This is a genomic window from Kocuria salina (assembly GCF_013368965.1).
Lineage (GTDB): Bacteria > Actinomycetota > Actinomycetes > Actinomycetales > Micrococcaceae > Kocuria > Kocuria rosea.
The window spans coordinates 38,203-61,900 of the sequence record NZ_SSSF01000005.1; the positions used below are offsets into that span (position 1 = coordinate 38,203).

Here is a 23,698-nt window from a genome sequence, read left to right on the forward strand (position 1 = left end):
TGAGGTCGTTCGGGGGACGGCGGAGGGGCTCAGTAGCGCACCACGGCGGCGCCGTGGGCGGGCAGCGCGGCGACGCCGCCGCCGCCGGAGCCCGCGGTCAGCGACACGTCGCCGGAGCGGTAGAGCACCTCGGCGTCCGGGCGGCCGGGGAAGGGCACCTGCGCGGGCCCGGCGCCGAAGTTCAGCAGCACCGCGACCCCGTGGTCGGAGCCCGGGGCCGTGGCACGGCGCAGCACGAACCAGCGGGCGTCCTCGTCGAGGTCGGTGCCGATCGTGTCGAAGCGCGGGTCGGTGAGCTCGGGCACGGCGCGCCGCAGCGCGATGAGCTCGCGGTAGGCGCTCAGCACTCGGGCGTGGTCGTCCCGGCCGAGCTCGTCCCAGTCGAGCTTCGAGTTCGTGAACGTGCTCGGGTCCTGGGGGTCCGGGACCGTGTCCTCGTCCCAGCCCATGGACGCGAACTCCGCCTTGCGGCCCTTGGCCACGGCCTCCCCGAGCTCGGGCTCGGGGTGGGCGGTGAAGAACTGCCACGGCGTGGACGCGCCCCACTCCTCCCCCATGAACAGCATGGGGGTGAACGGCTGGGTGAGGAGCAGTGCGGCGCCCAGCACGAGCTGGTCCGGCGTGAGGCTCGCGCTGATCCGGTCCCCCGCGGCGCGGTTGCCGATCTGGTCGTGGTTCTGGATGCACGTGACGAACTGCCACGGGCGCACCCGCTGCTTGTCGACCGGCCGCCCGTGGTGGCGGCCGCGGAACACCGACATGGTGCCGTCGTGGTAGAACGCGTCCCGCATCACCTTGTCGAGGGTGCCGAGGGCGGCGAAGTCTGCGTAGTAGCCCTGCGTCTCCCCGGTGAGGGCGACGTGCGCGGCGTGGTGGAAGTCGTCGAGCCACTGCCCGGTCATGCCGAGGCCGTGGGCCGTGGTCGGCGTGATCATCCGGTGGTCGTTGAGGTCGGACTCCGCGACGGTGAACAGGGGCTTGCCGGTCTCCACGCCCACGCGCTCCACGAGCTCGGCGATCTCCTCGAGGATGTGCACGGCCCGGTGGTCCTGCAGGGCGTGCACCGCGTCGAGGCGGAACCCGTCCACGTGGTAGTCGCGCAGCCACATCTCGACGTTGTCGAGGATGTAGTCCCGCACGCCGTCCGAGCCCCAGCCGTCGAGGTTGATGAGGTCGCCCCAGGTGCTGGAGCCGGGCTTGAAGTAGTCGGCGAACAGGGGCAGGTAGTTCCCGGACGGGCCCAGGTGGTTGTAGACGACGTCCTGGATCACGCCGATCCCGCGCTGGTGGCACGCGTCCACGAAGCGCTGGTAGGCCGCGGGCCCGCCGTAGGACTCGTCCACGGTGTACCAGAGGACACCGTCGTAGCCCCAGTTGTGCTCGCCGTTGAAGCCGTTGACGGGCAGCAGCTCCACGAAGTCCACGCCGAGCTCCACGAGGTGGTCGAGCCGCTCGACCGCCGAGTCGAGGGTGCCCTCCGGGGTGAACGTGCCGGGGTGCAGCTCGTAGACGACGGACCCGGCCAGGGTCCGCCCGGTCCACGCGGCGTCCCCCCACCGGTGCGCGGAGGGCTCGAACGTGCAGGAGAGGTCGTGCACGCCCTGCGGCTGGCGGCGGGAGCGCGGGTCCGGCAGGACCTCGGAGACCTGCGAGCGCTCCTGCGCCGTGCCCTCGTCGAAGGTCTTGCCCAGGAGGTAGCCGTAGCGCACGGTGCCCTCGGGGACGTCCGCGCCGTCGGGCAGGGTCCACCAGCCGTCGCGGCGTGCCGCCGTGCCCGCCGGGGAGTCCTCGGGCAGGTCCGCGGCGGGGATCATGTCGTGGTCGTCGCCCTCGATCCGCACGGTCACCGTCCTGGCGTGCGGGGCCCAGACGTCGAAGCGGTTCAGGTGCTCGCGGGTGTTCATGGAGGTCAGGAGTCCTTCCGGCGCAGCAGCGCCACGGGGTAGTCGGCGAGCAGCCGGGACAGCGCCACGGTGCCCGAGTGCGTGCGGCGGGTCAGCAGGTCCTCGAACCCGCCCGCGGGCAGCTCGAGGGTCTCGCCGTCGAAGCCGCCCGCGGCGGCGAGGCCGAGGGGCAGGCGGGTGGCCACGGTCACGGCGCCGCCGCGGTCGAACGCGAACACGTGCCCGGCCAGCGGGCCGGACGCGGTCAGCGGGGTGTAGCCGGTGAACAGCTCGGGATGGTCCCGGCGCAGCCGCAGGGCGCGGCTGGTGACGAGCAGCTTGGCCGCGCCGTCCGGTCCCACGGCGGGGATCCCGTCGGCGGTGCCGCCCACGGGGGTGTCCAGTCGGGCGAGCCCGGCGGCCCGGGCCCCGAAGTCGACGGGACGGCGGTTGTCGGGGTCCACGAGGGACTCCGCCCACAGCTCGGAGCCCTGGTAGACGTCCGGGACGCCGGGCATCGTGAGCTGGACGAGCTTGGCGGCGAGCCCGTTCGCCCAGCCGGCCGCGGTGACGTGCTCGGCGAAGCCCTCGATGACGGCCCGCATCTGCGGGTCGTGGTGGACGAGCTCGACGAACCGGGTGAGCCGCTGCTCGAACCCGGCGTCCCCGTCGACCCAGGCGGTGGAGTTGCCGGCCTCGCGAGCGGCCTTGAGGGCGTAGTCCAGCACGCGCTCCTGCGAGATGGGCCAGGCGCCCACCACGGCCTGGAGCACGAGATTCACGAGCGGGCCGTCGCCCACGAGGGCCCCGGCCTGCTCGGCGAGCTTCTTGACGGTGCCGACCACGCCGGCCCACTGCTCCCCCGCCTCGGCGAGCACGGTGATCCGTGCCCGCACCGCCTCGGAGCGCTTGGTGTCGTGCGTGGACAGCGTCGTCATCGCGAGGGGCTCCTCGGCGGCCCGGCGGGCGAGCTCGGCGTGCGCCTCCTCGGGGGTCACGGCGAAGTGCGACGGGTCGCCGCCCACCTCGGTCAGCGAGGTCAGGCGGGGGAAGCGGTAGAACGCGGTGTCCTCGACGCCCTTGGCCATCACCATCCCGGAGGTCTGCTGGAAGCGGCGGGCGAGCTCCCCGAGCCCGGCCTCGTCCGTGGCGTCGACCCCGAGCAGCCCGCCCAGGGTCCCGATCGCGCCGGCGAGGTCCGGGCGCTGCTCCCGGGCGGCGTCGAGGGCAGCCCGCAGGTGCTCGGCGCCCTCGGGCAGGTAGCTGCGGTAGACGGGGAAGTTCGCGAGGATCTCCGCCAGGGCGTCCTCGGCGACGGCCCGGTCCAGGCCGGCGTCCTCGGGCACGAGGCGGGCGAGGCGCCGGACCTCGGCCAGCAGCGCGCCGTCGGCCATGGCGCGCTTGGTGCCGTGGATCATCTCGTCCCAGTGCACGGGCTCCCCGCCCCGCAGCCGGGCGTCCAGGCTGGTGAGCGCGTACTCCCCGGCCGGGTCGGTGAGCAGCCGGTCGATCACGCCGAGGGCGTCGTAGCCGGTGGTGCCCGCGGTGGCCCAGTCGCGGGGCAGCCGCTCGCCGGGCTCGAGGATCTTCTCGACGACGACGTAGGCGCCGCCCGTGAGCTCCTTCAGCTGCTCGAGGTACTGCCGCGGGTCGCGCAGCCCGTCGGGGTGGTCGATGCGCAGGCCGTCGACGAGGCCCTCGTCGATCCACCGCTTGATCTCCGCGTGGGACTCCTCGAAGACCTCCGGGTCCTCGACGCGCACGCCCGCGAGCGTGGCGACGGTGAAGAACCGGCGGTAGTTGAGCTCGGCGTCGCCGCGGCGCCAGTTCACCAGCTCGTAGTGCTGCCGGTCGTGGACGTCTTGCGGGTCATCGCCCTCCGCCCAGGTGCCCTCGGCCAGCGGGTAGACGTTGTCGTAGTAGCGCAGCGTGCCGTCCTCGACCCGCAGCTGCGCGAGCTCGTCGTCACCGTCGCCCAGCACGGGGATCAGCACCCGGCCGCCGCCGGACGCCCACTCGACGTCGAAGGCCTTCGCGTACGGCGAGGCCTGGCCCTGCGCGAGCAGCGACCACCACCAGGGGTTCTGCTCCGGGGCGGCGACGCCCTGGTGGTTGGGGACGATGTCCACCAGCACGCCCATGCCGCGGGCGTGGGCGGCGTCGGCGAGCGCCTTGAGCCCGGCGGCGCCGCCCCGGACGGGGTCCACCTCGGCGGGGGACGCGACGTCGTAGCCGTGGTCGGAGCCGTCGACGGCCCGGAGGATCGGCGACAGGTAGACCCAGTCCGCGCCGAGGTCGTGGAGGTAGTCCACGAGCCCCGCGGCGCGGTCGAGCGTCAGGTCGGAGGTGATCTGGAGTCGGTAGGTCGAGATAGGTGTGCGCACCGCTCCAGTCTGTCGGCCCGGCCCCGGAAACGCCAGCAGGCTGTCGACCCGTGTCCGGGTCGACAGCCTGCCGGGGCCATCAGCTCACTGGTCCTGCGGCGTCTTCGCGTACGCGGCCACGGAGGCGGCGACCGACGCGTCGGGCTCCTCCTCGGGGGCCTCGTAGGCGCGCAGCACGACCATCGACTTGCCCTCGAGGACGATCGAGGTGCGGGCCTTGCGGATCTGGCCGTCGGCGTACTTGCCCGCGGTGTCGATGACCTCCTCCCACTGCCGGCCGTAGCGCACCGGCGGGAGCTTGCACTTCACGGCCTCCGGGTTGGAGTTGAAGTACACGATGAAGTTCACGTCCGTGATGGGCCGCCCGCGCATGTCCACGCCGGCGATGCCGTTGCCGTTGAGCCACATCCCGAAGGACCGGGACAGCGGCTCGTCCCAGTCGGCGGGCTTCAGGGGCGCCCCGTCCGTGTTCAGCCACGCGATGTCGGGCATCGGGCGGCCGGTGTCGTCCGCGTCCATCTCGACGGGCCGGCCGTCGAAGAACTCGGAGCGGCGGAACGTGGGGTGGTCGTGGCGCAGGTGGGTCACGGCGGCGACGAACTCGGTGAGCGGGCCGTCCATGGTGTCCCAGTTGATCCACGACAGCTCGTTGTCCTGGCAGTACGTGTTGTTGTTGCCGTCCTGCGTGCGGCCCAGCTCGTCGCCGTGCAGCACCATGGGCGTGCCCTGGGACAGCAGCAGCGTCGCCAGGAAGTTGCGCTGCTGGCGGGAGCGCAGGGCGAGGACCTCGGGGTCGTCGGTGGGTCCCTCCACGCCGCAGTTCCAGGAGCGGTTGTGGGACTCGCCGTCGTTGTTGCCCTCGCCGTTGGCCTCGTTGTGCTTCTCGTTGTAGGAGACCAGGTCCCGCAGCGTGAAGCCGTCGTGGGCGGTGACGAAGTTGATCGAGGCGAACGGCCGGCGGCCGCTGTGCTCGTAGAGGTCCGCCGAGCCGGTGATCCGGGAGGCGAACTCGCCGAGGGTCGCGGGCTCCCCGCGCCAGAAGTCGCGCACGGTGTCCCGGTACTTGCCGTTCCACTCCGTCCACTGGGGCGGGAAGTTGCCCACCTGGTAGCCGCCGGGGCCGACGTCCCACGGCTCCGCGATGAGCTTGACCTGGGAGACCACCGGGTCCTGCTGGACGAGCTCGAAGAACGTGGCCAGCTTGTCCACGTCGTAGAACTCGCGGGCCAGGGCGGAGGCGAGGTCGAAGCGGAAGCCGTCCACGTGCATCTCGGTCACCCAGTAGCGCAGGGAGTCCATGATGAGCTGCAGCGAGTGGGGGTGGCGGACGTTGAGGGTGTTGCCGGTGCCCGTGTAGTCCATGTAGAACTTCTGGTCGCCCTCCACCGTCCGGTAGTAGGCCTGGTTGTCGATGCCCTTCATGGACAGCGTGGGGCCCATGTGGTTGCCCTCGGCCGTGTGGTTGTACACCACGTCGAGGATGACCTCGATGTCGGCCTGGTGCAGGGCGCGCACCATGGCCTTGAACTCCTGGACCTGGCCGCCGAGGTCGTTGGTGGAGTGGTACTCGTTGTGCGGGGCGAAGAAGCCGATGGTGTTGTAGCCCCAGTAGTTGCGCAGCCCCTGGTCGAGCAGGGTGCTGTCCTGCACGAACTGGTGCACGGGCATGAGCTCGATGGCCGTGACCCCCAGCTTCTGCAGGTGCGTGATCACCGCGGGGTGGGCCACGCCGGCGTACGTGCCGCGCTGCTCCTCCGGCACCTCGGGGTGCTGCTGGGTGAGGCCCTTGACGTGGGCCTCGTAGATCACCGACTTGTGGTACGGGGTGCGGGGGGTGCGGTCGCCCTCCCAGTTGAAGAACGGGTTGATCACCACGCCCATCATCATGTGGGGGGCGGAGTCCTCGTCGTTGAACGAGTCCTCGTCGCCGAAGTCGTAGGAGAACAGCGCCTGGTCCCAGTCGATCTGGCCGGAGACGGCCTTGGCGTAGGGGTCGAGCAGCAGCTTGGCGGAGTTGAAGCGCTGGCCCTCGGCGGGGTTCCACGGTCCGTGCACGCGGTAGCCGTAGCGCTGCCCGGGCTGGACGGTCGGGAGGTAGCAGTGCCAGACGTAGCTGTCCTGGGCCGCGACGTCGATGCGGGTCTCGGTGCCGAGCTCGTCGAACAAGCACAGCTCGACCTTCTCGGCGCCCTCGCTGAAGAGGGCGAAGTTCGTGCCGGTCCCGTCGAAGGTGGCTCCGAGGGGATAGGGCTGACCTGGCCAGACTTCCATGGGGGATCTCCTGTCGTACCGCCGGGCAGGGGTCACCGTCAGCGGGCTGGGTGTTGGGGCAAGTGGGATCGATCTTAGCCCGGACCGGAGGCGCCCGTGTCCCCGGGGCGGTCCGCCGGGGCCGGGACCGCCGGCTCAGCGGTCCCGGCGCAGGACCGTGCGCACGTTCGCGGACAGCGCCGTGGGGGGCACGGGGCCGAGGCCCTCCAGCCGGGAGGCGTAGCCGTGCACGGCCACGGCGAGGGCGGCGGCCACCGCGCGGCGGGTGTCCCCGCGGGCCCAGTCCCCCGCGGCGGCGAACGCCTCAGGGTCCTCGGCGCTGCCGGCGAGCGCTGCGCCCATGATGCCCGCGAGGGTGTCCCCGCTGCCGGCGGTCGCCAGCCACGGGCTGCCGTCGGCCTGGGAGAACATCGTCCCGTCGGGGGACGCCACCAGGGTGGTGGCGCCCTTGAGGACGACGACGGTGCCGGTCGCCTCCGCGGCCGCGCGCGCCCACCGGGCGGGCTCGGCCTCGATCGCCGCCCGGTCCGGCGCCTGCCCGCCGCCGCCGAGGGCGGCGAGCCAGGCGAGCACCTGCTCGAGCTCCCCGGCGTGCGGGGTGAGGACCTTGCCGGGGCCGAGGGCGCCGTCGGCGGCCGCCCGGGCCGCCGCGTCGAGGGCGCCGGCGTCGACGACGGCGGGGATCGGGCCCGCGAGCACGGCGCCGATCCGGGACTCCTGGGCCGCGTCGCCCACCGCGCCGGGGCCCACGACCCACGCCTGGACGTGGACGTCGTCGGGGTGGTCCTCGGAGGCGACCACTTCGGGGCTGGTCAGGCACACCAGGGAGCGGGTGGCGGCGTCGCCGAGGTGGCGGACCATGCCGGCGCCGGCGTCCACGGCGGCGCGCGTGCACATCAGCGCCGCCCCGGGGTAGGTCGGGGAGCCGGCCACGACGCCCACCACGCCCCGGGAGTACTTGTGGGAGGCCGCCCCCGGCCGCGGCCACAGCGCCGCGACGTCGCCGGGCTCCAGGCGCCGCAGCGCGGGGGCGGGCAGGGCGTGCTCGATCCCGAGGGGCACGGTCCGCACCTCGCCGCACCACCGGTCCCCCGGCGGCAGGAACAGCCCGGCCTTGGCCCCGCCGAACGTCACGGTGACGTCCGCGGCCAGGACCGGCCCGGCCACCGCGCCCGTGTCCGCCGAGACGCCCGAGGGGACGTCGCACGCCACGACCGCGGGGGCCCCCTCCGGGGGCCACCGGTCCAGGACCGCGCGGACGAGCTCCGCCGCCGGCCCGCGCAGCCCGCCCCGGGCGCCGGTGCCCAGCACGGCGTCGAGCACGAGGTCGGCGCGGAGCACCTGCTCGGCCGCCTCCTCGAGGGCGGGCCCGCCGTCCCCGGCGCGCAGCACCCGTCCCCCCGCGGCCCCGAGGGCGGCCCCGCCCTCGGGGTGCAGCCGGTCGCCGAGCGCCACGGCGAGCACGGAGGCGCCGCGGCCCGCCAGCTCCGCCCCCGCCCACAGCCCGTCCCCGCCGTTGTTGCCGGTGCCGGCGAGCACGACCACGCGCGCTCCGGCGACCCGCCCCCGGCGCCCGCGCAGGCGCTGCGCGCCGACGAGGGCCAGGCCGTGGGCGGCGCGCCGCATCAGCGCGGGGCCCTCCCCGCGCTCGAGGAAGGGCGTCTCGGCCGCGCGCACCTGCGCCCCGGTCCAGGCGGCGATCACGCCTGCCCCCCGTCCCCGGTGCGCTCGGCGATGACCATGGCCATGGCGATCCCGCCGTCGTGCGTCATGGTGAGGTGCCACCGGTCGATGCCCTGCCGGCGCGCCTCCTCCGCCACCGTTCCCTCGGTGCACAGCAGCGGGGCACCGGAGGGGTCCTTCTCGATCCAGCAGTGCTGCCAGATCATCCCGGGCGGCGCCTTGAGCGCCTTCGCCGCCGCCTCCTTGGCGGCGAAGCGCGCGGCGAGCGAGCGCACGTGCAGATCCCGCTCGAGCGGGGTGAACAGCCGGGCCACGAGGCCGGGGGTGCGGGCGATCTGCTCCTCGAAGCGGGCGATGTCCACCACGTCGATGCCGGTGCCGATGATCATGGTCCCCAGCCTAACGACCGCCGGCCCGCCGCCCGGGAGGAACCGGGGCGGCGGGCCGGCGCAGCGGCGGGCGCGGACTACTCGACGGTGACGGACTTCGCGAGGTTGCGGGGCTGGTCGACGTCGTAGCCCTTCGCCGTGGCCAGCTCGCACGCGAAGATCTGCAGCGGGACCGTGGTCAGCAGCGGCTGGAGCAGCACCGGGGACTGCGGCACGCGGAAGATGTGGTTCGCGTAGTCGGCGACGGCCTCGTCCCCCTCCTCCGCGATGACGATGGTCACGGCCCCGCGGGCACGGATCTCCTGGATGTTGGAGACCACCTTCGCGTGCAGCGAGTCCCGCCCGCGCGGGGAGGGGACGATGACGAACACCGGCTGGCCCTCCTCGATGAGGGCGATCGGCCCGTGCTTGAGCTCGCCGGCGGCGAAGCCCTCGGCGTGGATGTAGGCGATCTCCTTGAGCTTGAGCGCGCCCTCGAGGGCCACCGGGAAGCCGACGTGGCGGCCCAGGAAGAGCACGGACGAGGCGTCCTTCATGGACTGCGCGAGATCCTTGACCGCGGCCTGCGCGTCGATGACCTGCTGGATCTTGGCCGGCATGGCCTCCAGCTCGGCGAGGATCTCCCCGATCTCGTCCTTGTACTTGTTGCCGCGCAGCTGGGCCAGGTAGAGGCCCAGGAGGTAGGCGGCGGTGATCTGGGCCAGGAACGCCTTGGTCGAGGCGACGGCGATCTCGGGTCCGGCGTGCGTGTAGAGCGCGGCGTCGGCCTCGCGCGGGATCGTGGAGCCGTTGGTGTTGCAGATCGCCACGACCTTGGCCCCCTGCTCCTGGGCGTGCCGGACCGCCATGAGGGTGTCCATGGTCTCGCCGGACTGGGACAGGGCGACCACCAGGGTCCGCTCGTTGACGATCGGGTCCCGGTAGCGGAACTCGTGGGCGAGCTCGACCTCGGTGGGGATCCGGCACCAGTGCTCGATCGCGTACCGGGCGACCTGCCCCGCGTAGGCGGCGGTGCCGCAGGCCACGACGACGATCTTGTCCACGGCGCGGAGCACCGCCTCGTCGATCCTGAGCTCGTCGAGGACCAGGTTCCCGTCCGGGTCGGTGCGGCCCATGAGGGTCTGCTCCACGGCGGCGGGCTGCTCGTTGATCTCTTTCTCCATGAAGGACGGGAAGCCGCCCTTCTCGGCGGCGGCCGCGTCCCACAGCACCTGGAAGGGCTTGCCGTCCGCGTGGTTGCCGTGGAAGTCGGTGATCTCGTAGTCGTCGGCCGTGATGGACACGACCTGGTCCTGTCCCAGCTCCACGGCGCTGCGGGTGTAGTCGATGAACCCGGAGACGTCGGAGCCGAGGAAGTTCTCGCCCTCGCCCAGCCCGAGCACCAGCGGCGAGTTGCGGCGGGCGGCGACCACGCGGCCGGGGTGGTCCACGTGCACGGCGAGGAGCGTGAACGCGCCCTCGAGCCGGCGGCACGCGACCTGCATGGCCGCGGTCAGGTCCTGGTCGCCGAGGTCGTTGTAGGTGTCGGCCAGGAGCACGGCGGCGACCTCGGTGTCGGTCTCCGAGCGGAACTCGTGGCCCTTCTCGATCAGCTCGCGCTTGAGCTCGGCGAAGTTCTCGATGATGCCGTTGTGGATCACGGCGAGCCGGCCGCCGTCGACGACGTGCGGGTGGGCGTTGACGTCCGACGGTCCGCCGTGGGTGGCCCAGCGGGTGTGCCCGATGCCGGTGGTGGAGCGGGGCAGCGGGCTGTCGCGCAGCTCCTGCTCGAGGTTGAGCAGCTTGCCGGCCTTCTTGCGGAAGCCGACGGTGCCGTCCGCGACGACGGCCACGCCCGCGGAGTCGTAGCCGCGGTATTCGAGGCGCCGGAGGCCCTCGACGAGGACGTCCAGGGCGTCGTGCCCGGAGCCGGGCACGTCCGAGCGCTGGGAGGAGGGGCCCACATATCCAACAATTCCACACATGCGCTTCACAGTACCGCATGGATCTCGCCCGGCCGGGTGCGCCGGACCCGGCGGGCCGGGCCGTGTTCTCGCCTCTTCTGGGGACACGGCCCGGCCCGCCTGTGGGCCCTTCCGTGGGGCTCGGTCAGCCCCGGCGCTCCCGGACGGCGTCGGCCACCAGCGCCTCGAGCGGTGGGAAGAGCGGGTGCCCGGCGTCCAGCCCCGTGATCTCCCGGACGGCGTCGGCCGGCTCCAGCGTGTCGAGGAGCTCGCCCAGCCGGACGGCCTCCGGGTCGTCGGCCGGGTCGAAGCGCAGGGCGGCCCCCACGGCCGCCTGCAGCCCGTCGGTGCCCAGGCCCCGTTCGGCCAGCTCGGCCGCCGGGCCCACGAACCGCTCGTGCCGGCCGAGCTTGCGCAGCGGGGCGCGGCCCACGCGCTCCACGGTGTCGGGGAGGTGCTCGTTGGCGAAGCGGTCGAGGATCTTCGCGACGTAGCGTCCGTGCTCCTGCTCGTCGAACCCGTGCTTCGCCACGAGCAGCGCCTGCGTCTCCGCGAGCGCTGCCGCGACCCGTTCCCGGATCCCGGGGTCGGCGATCGCCTCCGCGATGCGGTGCCGGCCGGCCCGGTAGCCGAAGTACGCGCACGCGGCGTGGCCGGTGTTGACCGTGAACAGCTTGCGCTCGATGTAGGGCACGAGGTCGTCGACGTAGGTCGCCCCCTCGATGGCCGGCTCGCCCCCCGCGAACGGGGTGCGGTCGATGACCCACTCGTGGAACTGCTCCACGACCACGTCGAGCCCGCCGCCGTCCTGCTGGGGCACGATCCGGTCGACGGCGGTGTTGGCGAACACCGCCCGGCGGTCGAGGTCCTCGCCGCCGTACTCGGCGCGGACGGCCTCGGCGAGCAGGTCCGTGGCGGACAGGGCGTTCTCGCACGCCATGACCGCCACGGGGGATGCGCCGTCCGGGCGCGCGGCGATGCCGCGCGCCACGAGCGGCGCCACGAACTTGAGGATGTGCGCGCCCACGGCCGTGGTGACCACGTCCGCCGTGGCGATCTCGGCGACCACGGACTCCGGGGCGTCCGCCGAGTTGAGCGCCCGGTACCCCTCGACGACCGTGTCGCGGGAGCCGGCGCCGACCTCGTGGACGGTGTAGCTGGGGGTCGACGCCAGCGCGTCGATCAGCGGGGCCGCCACGTCGGCGAACACGACCTCGTAGCCCGAGCGGTGCATGAGCAGGCCGACGAAGCCGCGGCCGATGTTGCCCGCCCCGAAGTGGACGCACTTCATCAGTCGTTCACCTTCCCCAGCAGGTCGAGCACTTCGTCGGCGGTCCTCGCCTCGTCCAGCTGGCGCACCTTCTCCTTGTTGCCGAAGATCTTCGCGACCCGGGAGAGGATCGCGAGGTGCTCGTTGTCCTTGCCGGCGATGCCGATCACCCAGGTGACGGGCTTGCCGTTCCAGTCCAGGCCCTCGGGGTAGCGCACGACCGACAGGGCCGAGGAGCGGATGCTGTCCTTCGCCTGGTTGGTGCCGTGCGGGATGGCCAGGCCGTTGCCCATGAAGGTGGACACCGACTCCTCGCGCTCGTGCATGGAGGCCACGTACGCGTCGGTCACGGCACCGGCCGCCACCAGCAGGCCGCCGGCCTCGTCGATGGCCTGCGCGGCGTTGCGCGCGCCGCCGTCCATGACGATCCGATCCCTGGTGAGGATGGTGGCGTCCCCGGACGTCCCGGCGCCCTCGCCCGGGTCCGCGGCCACGGTGTCGCCGCCGGAGGCCGCTCCCCCGCCGCCGGCCGTGGCCGCCGCCGCGCCGCCGCCCGCCGGGACGGCGGCGCCGTTGCGCTGCTGCACGGCCTCGACGATCTCGTCGTAGCGGGGGCTGCCCATGAAGTTGTCGACGGTCACCACCGCGGCGCTGGGCACCTTCGGCCGGGCCCGCGTGGCCAGGTCCTGGTGGGTGACCACGATGTCGAAGTCGTCGGTGAGGTTGGCGATCGCCGCGTTGGTGACCTTGACGTCGGCGAATCCGGCCGCCTTGACCTTGTTCCGCAGCACGGAGGCGCCCATCGCGGAGGAGCCCATGCCGGCGTCGCACGCGAACACGATGCGCTGCACCGGTCCGCCGTCGGCCAGCTCACGGGCGGGGGTCCCGCCGGTGTCCGCGCCGCCGCTGGTGCCGACGATCGCGGAGGACACGGAGCTCTTCTTGCCCTTCATCCCCTCCATCCGGGAGGTGGCCTCGGTGAGGTCTCCCTCGCCCTTGTCCTTGGAGGCCTTGAGGATGATCGAGGCCACGAAGAAGGACACGGCGGTCGCGGCCGTCACCGCGAGGGCCACGCCCACGTAGCTGTCGGTGGTGGCCTGGGCGAAGATCGCGATGATCGAGCCCGGGGCGGCCGGGGCGCGCAGGCCCGCGTCGAAGAGGGTCAGCGTGAAGATGCCCGTCATGCCTCCCGCGATCGCCGCCAGGATCAGCGCCGGCTTCATCAGCACGTACGGGAAGTAGATCTCGTGGATGCCGCCCACGAAGTGGATCAGGGCCGCGCCGGGAGCCGAGGCGCGCGCGGCGCCGCGGCCGAAGACCGTGTAGGCCAGCAGGATGCCCAGACCGGGGCCGGGGTTGGCCTCGAGCAGGAAGAGGATCGACTTGCCCTCCTCCAGGGCCTGGGCGGTGCCCAGGGGGGTGAGGATGCCGTGGTTGATCGCGTTGTTGAGGAACAGCACCTTCGCGGGCTCGATGAGGATCGAGGTCAGCGGCAGCAGCCCCCGGGTGACCAGGAAGTCCACCGCCGAGGCGGCCGCGTTGGAGAAGGCCAGCACGGCGGGGCCGATCAGGAAGAAGCCGAAGATGGCCATGGCCGCGGCCAGGATGCCGGCGGAGAAGTTGTTCACGAGCATCTCGAAGCCGGGCTTGATCTTCCCGTCCCAGATGGCGTCGACCTTCTTCATCACCCACGCGGTCAGCGGGCCCATGAGCATCGCCCCGATGAACATGGGGATGTCGGTGCCCACGATCACGCCCATCGTGGCGATCGCCCCGACCACGCCGCCGCGGACGTCGTAGACCATCCGCCCGCCCGTGTAGGCGATCAGCAGCGGCAGGAGGTAGGTGATCATCGGGCCGACCAGGCCCGTGTACGGCTCGCCCTCGGCGTTCTCGCCGAACCCGCCCAGCGGGCCGAAGGGGGTGAAGCCCGCCTCGATGAAGAACGCGGTGATCAGCCCCCAGGCGATGAACGCCCCGATGTTGGGCATGATCATCCCCGAGAGGAACGTGCCGAAGCGCTGCACGTGCGCGCGGGCCGCCGTCGACCGCCCTCCCACCGGTGCTGTGGTCTCTGAGGTCGTTGCCGTCGCCATGGTCCTGTCCTGACTCTCGAGCGGGGTGGTCCTCCACCGGCGGAGCGCACGCGCCGTGCACTGCTGTGAGTTCTCTCACGGCGAATACCGGATCGAGACCAAATCTACACCCGGGTACGGGGCCTGTCTCCGGTACACCTCGGGCGCCGGGGTGCGGTCTAGACTGTGGTCGATGACCGCATCTACGCTGAGCGAACGCGCCTCGCCCTTCGTGGAGCTCGACCGGCAGACCTGGTCGAGACTCTCCCACGAGATCGACGTTCCCCTCACCTCTCGGGAGATCGAGAACCTGCGCGGCCTCGGCGACCGGCTCGACGTCGCGGAGGTCCGCGAGGTGTACCTCCCCATCTCGCGGCTGCTGACCCTCTACGACGAGTCGTCGAACCGGCTCAACGCCTCGACCAACGCGTTCCTCGGCGAGGAGCACGCCCGGACCCCGTTCGTGATCGGCATCGCCGGCTCCGTGGCCGCCGGCAAGTCCACCACGGCCCGCCTCCTGCGCGAGCTGCTGTCCCGGTGGCCGTCCACCCCCCACGTGCAGCTCATCACCACCGACGGTTTCCTGTACCCCAACGCGGAGCTGCAGCGCCGCGGGCTCATGGACCGCAAGGGCTTCCCGGAGTCCTACGACCGCCGCGCCCTGCTGCGCTTCGTCGCCAAGATCAAGTCGGGCGCCCCCGAGGTGCGGGCGCCCAAGTACTCGCACCACAGCTACGACATCCTGCCCGGCGAGGAGGTCGTGGTGACCCGCCCGGACGTGGTCATCATCGAGGGGCTCAACGTGCTCGCCCCCGCCAAGGTGGGCCCCGGGGACCGGGCCGCCCTCGCCCTGAGCGACTTCTTCGACTTCTCGATCTACGTGGACGCCCGGCCCGCGGACATCGAGCGCTGGTACGTGGAGCGGTTCCAGGCCCTGCGCTCCTCCGCGTTCGCCGACCCCGGCTCCTACTTCCACCGCTACGCCGACCTCTCCGACGAGAAGGCCGTGGCCACCGCCACCGGCATCTGGCGGCGGATCAACGAGCCCAACCTGATCGAGAACGTGCAGCCGACGCGCGGCCGCGCCCGGCTGATCCTCTCCAAGGACTCCGACCACTCGATCCGGCGCGTGCTGCTGCGCAAGAACTGATGGACGCCCTGCGCGCCGGCGCCCTCCTGCTCGCCGCCGCGGTGCTCGTGGCCGGGTGCGCACCTGATCCCGGGGCCGCTCCCCCGGCCCCGCCGGAACCCTCCGGCACCACCGCGGCACCGGCCGCGCCCGCCCCGCCCGGGTCCGGTCCTGCGTCCGTGCCGGCTCCGGCGTCCCCGTCCGGGCCGGCGTCCGCCTCCGGCACGGCGTCGCCGGCACCGGCGCCCACCACCGGCCGGGGGCCGGGACCGCGCCCGGAGCTGGACGACCCCGCCTCCCTCGCCGTGGTGGTCAACAAGCGGCGGCCCCTGGACCCGCAGGACTGGGCTCCCGCCGCCCTCGAGGACCTCGAGGGGCACCTGCTGCGCCCCGAGGCGGCCGCCGCGGCGCGCACGCTGCTGGCCGCGGCCCGGGCGGACGGCGTGCCGGTCCGGATCGTGTCGGGCTACCGCTCCTTCACCGAGCAGTCCCGCACGTACGCCGGGTGGGTGGCGCAGAAGGGCCCGGAGGCCGCCGACACGGCGTCCGCCCGCCCGGGTCACTCGGAGCACCAGACCGGGCTGGCGGTGGACGTCGGCGAGGGCTCCGGGTGCGACCTGCGCGTGTGCTTCGACGGGACGGCCACCGCCGCGTGGGTGGCCGAGCACGGGCCGGAGCACGGCTTCGTGGTCCGCTACCCCTGGGGCGAGCACGGCACCACCGGCTACTGGTACGAGCCGTGGCACCTGCGCTACCTCGGGACGGAGCGGGCCCAGGAGCTCGCGCGCTCGGGCGCCGCGACGCTCGAGGAGTTCTCCGGCCTGCCGCCGGCCCCGGACTACGGACCACCCGCGCCCGGCTAGCCTGTGGCCATGCTCAAGGGATTCCGGGAATTCATCATGAAGGGCAACGTGCTCGACCTGGCCGTCGCCGTGATCATCGGCGCGGCGTTCGCCCAGGTCGTCAACGCCATGGTCGAGGCGGTGCTCATGCCGCTCATCTCCGCGCTGGTCGGCTCGCCCAACTTCGACTCGTTCGCGGTGCTCACCGTCAACGGCAACGACATCAGGTTCGGCGTGCTGCTCACCGCGCTCGTCAACTTCCTGCTCGTGGCCGCCGCCGTGTACTTCGCCATCGTGCTGCCGATGAACAAGATGATCGAGGCCCGCAACCGCCGGCTCGGCATCGATCCCACCGAGGAGGAGGCCGACGCCCAGGTGCAGCTGCTCACCGAGATCCGCGACGCCCTGCGCCGACGCACCTGATCCCGGTCCCGCCGGACCCGCCGGACGCCGGAGGCCCGCACCGTGCACACGGTGCGGGCCTCCGGCGTCCGGCAGGGCCGGCTCAGACGGTGAGGGCCAGCTCGCGCTCCACGACGGACGCGAGGAACTCCGTCTCGGCCCGGGCGATCTCCTCGGAGGCCGCCTCGACCATCACGCGGACCACCGGCTCGGTCCCCGAGGGGCGCAGCAGCACGCGGCCCGTCTCGCCGAGGCGCTGCTCGACCTCCGCGACGGCCGCCTGCACCCCGGGGTTGGAGCCCACCGCGGTGCGGTCCACCCCGCGCACGTTGAGCAGCACCTGCGGCAGCCGCGTCATCACGCGGGCCAGCTCCGCGAGCGGTGCGCGGGTCTGGGCCACGCGCGAGGCCAGCATCAGCCCGGTCAGCAGCCCGTCGCCGGTGGTGGCGTAGTCGGACATGATCACGTGGCCGGACTGCTCGCCGCCCAGGTTGTACCCGTGCTCGGTCATCGTCTCGAGGACGTAGCGGTCCCCCACGGCGGTCTCCCGCACGTCGATGCCCGCGTCCCGCAGGGCCAGCTTGAGGCCGAGGTTGCTCATCACGGTGGCCACGAGCGTGTCCTCGACGAGCCGGCCCGCGTCCTTGAGCGCCAGGGCGAGGATCGCCATGATCTGGTCCCCGTCGACCTCGCGGCCGGTGGCGTCCACGGCGAGGCAGCGGTCGGCGTCGCCGTCGTGGGCGATCCCGAGGTCGGCCCCGAGCTCGACGACGGCCCGCTGGAGGGGCTCCAGGTGGGTCGAGCCGCAGCCGTCGTTGATGTTCAGGCCGTCGGGCTCCGCGCCGATGACGTGCACCTCGGCGCCCGCGCCGCGGAAGGCGTCCGGCGAGACCCCGCTGGCGGCGCCGTTGGCGCAGTCCAGGACCACGCGCATCCCCTCGAGCCGGTGCGGGATGGCCCCCACCAGGTGCAGGACGTAGCGGTCCTCGGCGTCCGTGAGCAGGTGGATGCGCCCGACCCCGGCGCCGGTGGGGCGCCGGAAGTCGCCGGACTCGAAGACCTGCTGGATCTCGTCCTCCACCCGGTCCGGGAGCTTCCGCCCGCCGTGGGCCAGGAACTTGATCCCGTTGTCGGGGGCCGGGTTGTGCGAGGCGGAGATCATCACGCCGAAGTCGGCGTCGAGGTCGGCCACCAGGTAGGCCAGCGCGGGGGTCGGCAGGACCCCGGCGTCGTGGACGTCCACGCCCGAGCCGGCGAGACCGGCGGTCACGGCGGCGCTGAGGAACTCCCCGCTGGCCCGCCCGTCCCGGGCGACGACCGCCGTGGGGCGCCGCCCCTCGCGTGCGTGGCCGTGGCCGAGCACGATCGCGGCGGCCTGGGCCAGGTCCAGGGTCATGTTGGCTGTGAGGAGGTCGTTCGCGAGCCCGCGCACGCCGTCCGTTCCGAATAATCTAGACATCGCCCCCATCCTACGTTCCCCGCGGCCCGGACACCGGCAGGCGGGCAGAAACGAAGGGACCCCGTCCGACACCGGTGTGCACCGGGTCGGACGGGGTCCGTGACGCTGGGGCGGGCCGGGAGGCCCTCCGATCAGCGCTTCGAGTACTGCGGAGCCTTGCGGGCCTTCTTGAGACCGGCCTTCTTGCGCTCGATGACGCGCGGGTCGCGGGTCAGGAAGCCGGCCTTCTTGAGGGTCGGGCGGTTGTTCTCGAGGTCGATCTCGTTCAGGGCACGCGCCACGCCGTGGCGCAGGGCACCGGCCTGGCCGGAGGGGCCACCGCCGTGGATGCGGGCGATGACGTCGTAGGCGCCCTCGAGCTCCAGCACCTTGAAGGGGTCGTTGACCTCCTGCTGGTGCAGCTTGTTCGGGAAGTAGTTCTCCAGGGTGCGGCCGTTGACGGTCCACTGGCCGGAGCCGGGGACGACGCGCACGCGGGCGACGGCCTCCTTGCGGCGGCCGACGGCCTGGCCGGAGACGGTGAGGGCCGGGCGCTCGGCGGCGGCCTCGGTCTCCTCCGCGGGGGAGGACTCGGAGGTGTAGCTGCTCAGCTGCTCCTCGCCGTCCACGATGTTCTGCTCTTCAGTATTCTGAGCCACGATTTTCCTCGCTCGTTTCTGTCGTAGGCCCGGTTACTGGGCGACCTGGGTGAACTCGAAGGTCTGCGGCTGCTGGGCACCGTGGGGGTGCTCCGGGCCGGCGTAGACCTTGAGCTTGGACATCTGCTGGGCGGCCAGCTTGTTCTTCGGGAGCATGCCACGGATGGCCTTCTCCACGGCGCGGACCGGGTGCTTCTCCAGCAGCTCGGCGTAGGAGCTGGACTTGAGCCCGCCCGGGTAGCCGGAGTGGCGGTAGGCCCGCTTCTTCTCGAGCTTGGAGCCGGTCAGGGCCACCTTCTCGGCGTTGATGATGATGACGAAATCACCGGCGTCCACGTGGGGAGCAAAGGTCGGCTTGTGCTTTCCGCGCAGCAGCGTTGCGGTCTGGCTGGCAAGGCGACCCAGGACGACGTCGGTGGCATCGATGACGTGCCACTGGCGCTGGATGTCACCGGGCTTCGGGGTGTACGTACGCACGTTAGTTTGCCTTCGTTCGGGTTATCTCGGTGGCGCTAGTTGGGATCACGCCGTTTCTCGGTGTGCCGTCCGGGGCTCGGGTGAGGGCCGAGCTGCATCCGGTGCCCGAGACCCCGGTGCACCGGACCGCCAGGCGTCCTGCAACGGGACAGCGGATCCGGGTACACGTGAACCGAGGCGGGACACGCACAACAGCACCCCACGGTACCGGATGGGGCGGCCAAAGACCACTCGGGCCATACACCCGGAGGGTGCGGCGGTCAATCTCCCCGCGGGCGCCCGGGCCCGCGGAGGCTCACGCTCCGCCGTGCCGGGGCGTCCCGGGAGCGTCGCGGGGATCTCCTCGGAGCTCCTCGCGGGCGGGGTCGCCGAGCGGGGCGCGCCGCGCCCGGGTGCGCTCGGCCCGCTCCCCCAGGGCGGCGTCCCCGGGATAGCGGACCTCCTCGAGCACGAGGGCGTGCGGCGGGGCCATCAGCGCCTTGGCGTCCCGGACCCGCTCCGCGAGCCGGCGGCCGAGCCAGTCGGGGTCCTCGCGGCCCGCGCCCACGCGGGCGGCCGCGCCCACGACCGAGCGGACCATGTGGTGGCAGAAGGCGTCCGCCTCGATGCCCAGCAGCACGAGCCCGTCCCGGTCCCGCTCGACGGACACGTCCAGGACCTCCCGCACCGTCGTGGCGCCCTCCCGGGGGCGGCAGAAGGACAGGAAGTCGTGCAGCCCCACCAGCTCCTGCGCCGCCCGGGCCATGACGGGGACGTCGAGCACGTCCTTCGACCACCACGTCAGGTGCCGGGTCAGCGGGTCCCGGCCCGCCGCGCCGTCGTCGATCCGGTAGCTGTAGCGCCGGGAGACGGCGGAGAAGCGGGCGTCGAAGCCGGCGGGGGCGGCGCCCGCGCGGCGGACCACCACCGCGCCCGGGCACTCGGGCAGGCCCTGCGCGCGGCGGCCGCGGCCCAGGACGTGGGCCAGGGCCCCGGTGAGGCGGCGTTCGAGCGCCCGTCCCGGGTCCTCGTCCCGGCCGCGGGCGAGACCGGTCCACTCCGCGGGGGCCAGGTCCAGGTGCGCCACCTGGCCGCGGGCGTGCACCCCGGTGTCCGTCCGGCCGGCCACCGCGACCCGCACGTCCCGGCGGACCAGCACGGCGAGGGCGTCCTCCACGGCCCCCTGCACGGTCGGCAGGCCCGGCTGACGGGCCCACCCGGCGAACGGCGCGCCGTCGTAGGCCAGGTCGATCCGCACGCGCACGGGGGAATCGGACGGGCTCATGGTCAGCTCCTGGGAGGGGGTGGTGGGGGGTGCGGCGGGCACGACGACGCCGCCGGGGACCTGGTCCCCGGCGGCGTCGCGGTGTCCGTCCGTGCGTCGTCCGGTCAGCGCAGCTTCTGCGCGGCGGCGCCGCCGGCCGGCTGGAAGCCGGCGGCCTCGGCGTTGGCCGGCGAGTCGAACCAGATCTCGGCGGTGGTGCCCGCGTACCAGCGCGAGCCGGGCACGTGGTACTTCATCGAGTTCTTGTTGCCCTTGACCTCGAAGCCCTCGGGGGCCTCGCCGGACTCGAGCGGGGCGTGCGAACCGGGGAACTCGGCGTCGGAGTTCTCGGCGGCGACCTCGGCGGCCTGCTCGGAGCCGACCTCGGGGGCCTGCTCGTCGGCGGGGATCTCCTCGGCGGCGACCTCACCGGCGGTGGTGTCCGCCGGGGTGTCGACCGGGGCGGCGGGGGCCGGGGCGGCCTTCTCGGTGGCGCGCTCGGCCTCGGCCACGGTGGCCTTGGTCGCGACGGGCTCCATCACGAGCTCGATGACGGCCATGGGGGCGTTGTCGCCCTTGCGGTTGCCGATCTTGGTGATGCGGGTGTAGCCGCCGTTGCGGTCCTCCATCGCCGAGGCGATGGTGGTGAACAGCTCGTGCACCACGGACTTGTCGGTCAGCTGCGCCAGCACGCGACGGCGGGCGGCCAGGTCACCGCGCTTGGCGAAGGTGATCAGGCGCTCGGCGTAGGGACGCATCCGCTTCGCCTTGGTCACGGTGGTGGTGATGCGCTTGTGCTCGAACAGCTGCTGCGACAGGTTCGCCAGCATCAGGCGCTCGTGCGCGGGTCCGCCTCCGAGGCGGGGTCCCTTGGTGGGAGTAGGCATGGTTGTTGATCTCCTGGAAGTGTGTCCCGGCCCGGGCGGGCACCCGTCGGGACGTCAGCGGGAAGGACTAGTGGTCGTCGTCGTCGAACGGGTTCTCGTCGTCGATCGCGGCGGCGCGAGCGGCGAGGTCGAAACCGGGGGGCGAGTCCTTGAGGGACAGCCCGAGGTCGACGAGCTTGGCCTTGACCTCGTCGATCGACTTGGCGCCGAAGTTGCGGATGTCCATCAGGTCCGCCTCGGAACGGCCCACGAGCTCACCCACGGTGTGGATGCCCTCGCGCTTGAGGCAGTTGTAGGACCGCACGGTGAGCTCGAGGTCCTCGATGGGCAGCGCCATGTCGGCGGCCATCGCGGCGTCCGTCGGCGAGGGCCCGATCTCGATGCCCTCGGCGGCCGTGTTGAGCTCCCGGGCGAGACCGAACAGCTCGACCAGGGTGGTGCCGGCGGAGGCCACGGCGTCACGCGGGGTGATGGCCTCCTTGGTCTCCACGTCCAGGACCAGCTTGTCGAAGTCGGTGCGCTGCTCCACACGGGTGGCCTCCACACGGAAGGTCACCTTCAGGACGGGCGAGTAGATCGAGTCGACCGGGATGCGGCCGATCTCCGCGTCCCCGGCCTTGTTCTGGGCGGCGGAGACGTACCCGCGCCCGCGCTCGATGGTCAGCTCGAGCTCGAGCTGGCCCTTCGCGTTGAGGGTCGCGATGTGCAGGTCCGGGTTGTGGATCTCCACACCGGCCGGGGCCGTGATGTCCGCGGCGGTGACGACGCCGGGGCCCTGCTTGCGCAGGTAGGCGACGACGGGCTCGTCCTGCTCCGAGGAGACGGCGAGCTTCTTGATGTTGAGAATGACCTCGGAGACGTCCTCCTTCACGCCCTCCACGGTGGAGAACTCGTGGAGCACCCCGTCGAGCCGGATGCTGGTCACGGCGGCACCGGGGATCGAGGACAGGAGGGTGCGGCGGAGGGAGTTGCCGAGGGTGTAGCCGAAGCCGGGCTCGAGCGGTTCGATCACGAAGCGGGACCGGTTGTCGGCCACGACCTCTTCAGAGAGGGTGGGGCGCTGTGCGATGAGCACTGATGTTTCCTTTCAGCGGGCATCCGCTATATGACGCGCGCAAATGGTGGAAAACAGTTGATGGGTGCGGACCGGTGCCCGGTCCGTTGTCGGCATGCGCACCGGGACCCCGCAGGGTCCCGGTGGGCGTGCTCACATCAGACGCGGCGGCGCTTCGGCGGGCGGCAACCGTTGTGCGCGCTCGGGGTGACGTCCGAGATGGAGCCGACCTCGAGGCCGGTGGCCTGCAGGGAGCGGATGGCGGTCTCGCGCCCGGAGCCGGGGCCCTTGACGAACACGTCGACCTTGCGCATGCCGTGCTCCTGCGCGCGCTTCGCGGCGGCCTCGGCGGCCATCTGGGCCGCGAAGGGGGTGGACTTGCGAGAGCCCTTGAAACCCATCTCTCCGGCGGACGACCAGGAGAGGACGGCGCCGGAGGGGTCGGTGATGGTGACGATGGTGTTGTTGAACGTCGACTTGATGTGGGCCTGGCCCTGGGTGACGTTCTTCTTGTCCTTGCGGCGGGGCTTGCGGGCAGCCGCTGCGCGAGTCTTCGGGGGCATGGAGATCTCCTACAAAGTTCGGGAAGAGTGGTGGTGGGCCGCTCGGGGGACCGCGGGGTCCTGGCGCACGAGCGGCAGCGGGCTACTTCTTCTTGCCGGCGACCGTGCGCTTCGGACCCTTGCGGGTGCGGGCGTTGGTCTTGGTGCGCTGACCGTGCACGGGCAGGCCGCGGCGGTGCCGGATGCCCTGGTAGCTGCCGATCTCGACCTTGCGGCGGATGTCGGCGGCCACCTCGCGGCGGAGGTCACCCTCGACCTTGTAGTTGTCCTCGATGTAGTCGCGCAGCTCCACGAGCTGGGCATCGGTGAGTTCGCGCACGCGCAGGTCGCCCGAGATGCCGGTGGCGTCCAGGGTGGCGAGCGCGCGGGTGCGACCCACGCCGTAGATGTAGGTGAGCGCAATTTCCAGCCGCTTTTCGCGGGGGAGGTCGACGCCTGCGAGACGAGCCATATCGGCGGTTCTCCTTGTGGTGTTCCAGAGGTCTGGAGCATCGCTGTCCGGTCGGGAACGTCATGTCCCCTCCGGTCCCCGGCCTCTGTACCGGGGGCGCCCGCCTGGATCTCTCCGGTCGGGAGCGGTGCCTTTGTGGATCCACTTGCGTGGGCAGCTCGGGGCGGGTCAGCCCTGACGCTGTTTGTGGCGCGGGTTCTCGCAGATCACCATGACCCGCCCGTTGCGGCGGATCACCTTGCACTTGTCGCAGATCGGCTTCACGCTCGGTTGGACCTTCATCGCATTCCTTCGCGTCGTTCTCTCGAGTGGTGTGCGGCCCGGACGGCCGCCGGTCCTACTTGTAGCGGTAGACGATACGACCGCGGGTGAGGTCGTACGGGCTCAGCTCCACCACCACGCGGTCCTCGGGGAGGATCCGGATGTAGTGCTGTCGCATCTTCCCGGAGATGTGGGCGAGGACCAGGTGACCGTTGTTCAGCTCAACGCGGAACATCGCGTTGGGCAGAGCCTCGACCACAGTGCCTTCGATCTCGATGACTCCGTCTTTCTTGGCCATATCCTCCGCTAACTTCAGGTGCCCCCCGCCGGGGCGGCGAGCAGGGTTTCGGGTGTACATCGTCGTTAAACGCCGCAGCGGACCTGTACGCGCGCA

Annotated in this window: 21 protein-coding genes; 3 read left to right on the forward strand and 18 right to left on the reverse strand. The window is 72.4% G+C overall.

Annotation, left to right across the window (positions count from 1 at the left end):
- Nucleotides 1–29 precede the first annotated feature (29 nt).
- The 8 genes from treZ to E7Z53_RS11065 form a co-directional block, all read right to left on the reverse strand.
- The gene (gene treZ / locus E7Z53_RS11030) at nucleotides 30–1,904 is read right to left on the reverse strand and encodes a malto-oligosyltrehalose trehalohydrolase (RefSeq protein WP_095650577.1); all 1,875 of its coding nucleotides are present in this window, start codon (nucleotides 1,902–1,904) and stop codon (nucleotides 30–32) included.
- A gap of 5 nt (nucleotides 1,905–1,909) precedes the next feature.
- The gene (gene treY, locus E7Z53_RS11035) at nucleotides 1,910–4,267 is read right to left on the reverse strand and encodes a malto-oligosyltrehalose synthase (protein WP_035924827.1); all 2,358 of its coding nucleotides are present in this window, start codon (nucleotides 4,265–4,267) and stop codon (nucleotides 1,910–1,912) included.
- 84 nt (nucleotides 4,268–4,351) lie between these two features.
- The gene (gene glgX, locus E7Z53_RS11040) at nucleotides 4,352–6,538 is read right to left on the reverse strand and encodes a glycogen debranching protein GlgX (protein ID WP_176337767.1); all 2,187 of its coding nucleotides are present in this window, start codon (nucleotides 6,536–6,538) and stop codon (nucleotides 4,352–4,354) included.
- Nucleotides 6,539–6,673: 135 nt separating this feature from the next.
- The gene (locus E7Z53_RS11045; protein ID WP_176337768.1) at nucleotides 6,674–8,242 is read right to left on the reverse strand and encodes an NAD(P)H-hydrate epimerase; all 1,569 of its coding nucleotides are present in this window, start codon (nucleotides 8,240–8,242) and stop codon (nucleotides 6,674–6,676) included.
- Nucleotides 8,239–8,610: a holo-ACP synthase gene (locus tag E7Z53_RS11050; RefSeq protein ID WP_035924832.1), complete on the reverse strand. Its 372-nt coding sequence runs from the start codon at nucleotides 8,608–8,610 to the stop codon at nucleotides 8,239–8,241. The genes E7Z53_RS11045 and E7Z53_RS11050 overlap by 4 nt, the downstream gene beginning before the upstream one ends.
- A gap of 77 nt (nucleotides 8,611–8,687) precedes the next feature.
- Nucleotides 8,688–10,574 carry a glutamine--fructose-6-phosphate transaminase (isomerizing) gene (glmS, locus tag E7Z53_RS11055; RefSeq protein ID WP_095650580.1) on the reverse strand — a complete coding sequence of 629 codons (1,887 nt, stop codon included), beginning with the start codon at nucleotides 10,572–10,574 and terminating at the stop codon, nucleotides 8,688–8,690.
- A 124-nt stretch (nucleotides 10,575–10,698) separates the two neighbouring features.
- Nucleotides 10,699–11,844 carry a mannitol-1-phosphate 5-dehydrogenase gene (locus tag E7Z53_RS11060; protein ID WP_035924835.1) on the reverse strand — a complete coding sequence of 382 codons (1,146 nt, stop codon included), beginning with the start codon at nucleotides 11,842–11,844 and terminating at the stop codon, nucleotides 10,699–10,701.
- Nucleotides 11,844–13,919, reverse strand: a complete 2,076-nt coding sequence (locus tag E7Z53_RS11065) for a PTS mannitol transporter subunit IICBA (protein ID WP_176337769.1) — start codon at nucleotides 13,917–13,919, stop codon at nucleotides 11,844–11,846. The genes E7Z53_RS11060 and E7Z53_RS11065 overlap by 1 nt, the downstream gene beginning before the upstream one ends.
- Before the next feature lie 172 nt (nucleotides 13,920–14,091).
- Here E7Z53_RS11065 and coaA point away from each other — a divergent pair, with 172 nt between their 5' ends.
- Genes coaA through mscL form a run of 3 tightly spaced genes read left to right on the forward strand, consistent with a single transcriptional unit; the run spans nucleotide 14,092 to nucleotide 16,292 of the window.
- A complete protein-coding gene (gene coaA / locus E7Z53_RS11070; protein WP_031282962.1) occupies nucleotides 14,092–15,048 on the forward strand; it encodes a type I pantothenate kinase in 957 nt (318 codons plus the stop codon).
- Nucleotides 15,048–15,890: a M15 family metallopeptidase gene (locus E7Z53_RS11075; protein ID WP_176337770.1), complete on the forward strand. Its 843-nt coding sequence runs from the start codon at nucleotides 15,048–15,050 to the stop codon at nucleotides 15,888–15,890. The genes coaA and E7Z53_RS11075 overlap by 1 nt, the downstream gene beginning before the upstream one ends.
- A gap of 9 nt (nucleotides 15,891–15,899) precedes the next feature.
- Nucleotides 15,900–16,292 carry a large conductance mechanosensitive channel protein MscL gene (gene mscL / locus E7Z53_RS11080; RefSeq protein ID WP_109268113.1) on the forward strand — a complete coding sequence of 131 codons (393 nt, stop codon included), beginning with the start codon at nucleotides 15,900–15,902 and terminating at the stop codon, nucleotides 16,290–16,292.
- A gap of 82 nt (nucleotides 16,293–16,374) precedes the next feature.
- Here mscL and glmM read toward each other — a convergent pair whose 3' ends face one another.
- The 10 genes from glmM to infA all read right to left on the reverse strand — a co-directional run bounded on the left by glmM (nucleotide 16,375) and on the right by infA (nucleotide 23,602).
- Nucleotides 16,375–17,730: a phosphoglucosamine mutase gene (glmM, locus tag E7Z53_RS11085; RefSeq protein WP_031282958.1), complete on the reverse strand. Its 1,356-nt coding sequence runs from the start codon at nucleotides 17,728–17,730 to the stop codon at nucleotides 16,375–16,377.
- A 131-nt stretch (nucleotides 17,731–17,861) separates the two neighbouring features.
- Nucleotides 17,862–18,368 (reverse strand): 30S ribosomal protein S9, encoded by a 507-nt coding sequence (gene rpsI, locus E7Z53_RS11090; RefSeq protein WP_031282957.1) that lies wholly within the window; start codon nucleotides 18,366–18,368, stop codon nucleotides 17,862–17,864.
- Between the two features lie 33 nt (nucleotides 18,369–18,401).
- Complete coding sequence (rplM, locus tag E7Z53_RS11095; protein WP_017833326.1) at nucleotides 18,402–18,845, reverse strand: 50S ribosomal protein L13; 444 nt, start codon at nucleotides 18,843–18,845, stop codon at nucleotides 18,402–18,404.
- Nucleotides 18,846–19,140: 295 nt separating this feature from the next.
- Entirely contained in the window at nucleotides 19,141–20,109 is a 969-nt protein-coding gene (locus tag E7Z53_RS11100) for a tRNA pseudouridine synthase A (RefSeq protein ID WP_035924851.1), read from the reverse strand.
- 104 nt (nucleotides 20,110–20,213) lie between these two features.
- On the reverse strand, nucleotides 20,214–20,975 hold the full coding sequence (rplQ, locus tag E7Z53_RS11105; RefSeq protein WP_035924856.1) for a 50S ribosomal protein L17, sunset domain variant: 762 nt from the start codon (nucleotides 20,973–20,975) through the stop codon (nucleotides 20,214–20,216).
- Nucleotides 20,976–21,042: 67 nt separating this feature from the next.
- A complete protein-coding gene (locus E7Z53_RS11110) occupies nucleotides 21,043–22,050 on the reverse strand; it encodes a DNA-directed RNA polymerase subunit alpha (protein WP_017833323.1) in 1,008 nt (335 codons plus the stop codon).
- Nucleotides 22,051–22,187: 137 nt separating this feature from the next.
- On the reverse strand, nucleotides 22,188–22,592 hold the full coding sequence (rpsK, locus tag E7Z53_RS11115) for a 30S ribosomal protein S11 (RefSeq protein WP_017833322.1): 405 nt from the start codon (nucleotides 22,590–22,592) through the stop codon (nucleotides 22,188–22,190).
- 82 nt (nucleotides 22,593–22,674) lie between these two features.
- Nucleotides 22,675–23,043 carry a 30S ribosomal protein S13 gene (gene rpsM, locus E7Z53_RS11120; RefSeq protein WP_017833321.1) on the reverse strand — a complete coding sequence of 123 codons (369 nt, stop codon included), beginning with the start codon at nucleotides 23,041–23,043 and terminating at the stop codon, nucleotides 22,675–22,677.
- 168 nt (nucleotides 23,044–23,211) lie between these two features.
- Complete coding sequence (gene rpmJ / locus E7Z53_RS11125; protein WP_017833320.1) at nucleotides 23,212–23,325, reverse strand: 50S ribosomal protein L36; 114 nt, start codon at nucleotides 23,323–23,325, stop codon at nucleotides 23,212–23,214.
- 55 nt (nucleotides 23,326–23,380) lie between these two features.
- Complete coding sequence (infA, locus tag E7Z53_RS11130; protein WP_017833319.1) at nucleotides 23,381–23,602, reverse strand: translation initiation factor IF-1; 222 nt, start codon at nucleotides 23,600–23,602, stop codon at nucleotides 23,381–23,383.
- Nucleotides 23,603–23,698 lie beyond the last annotated feature (96 nt).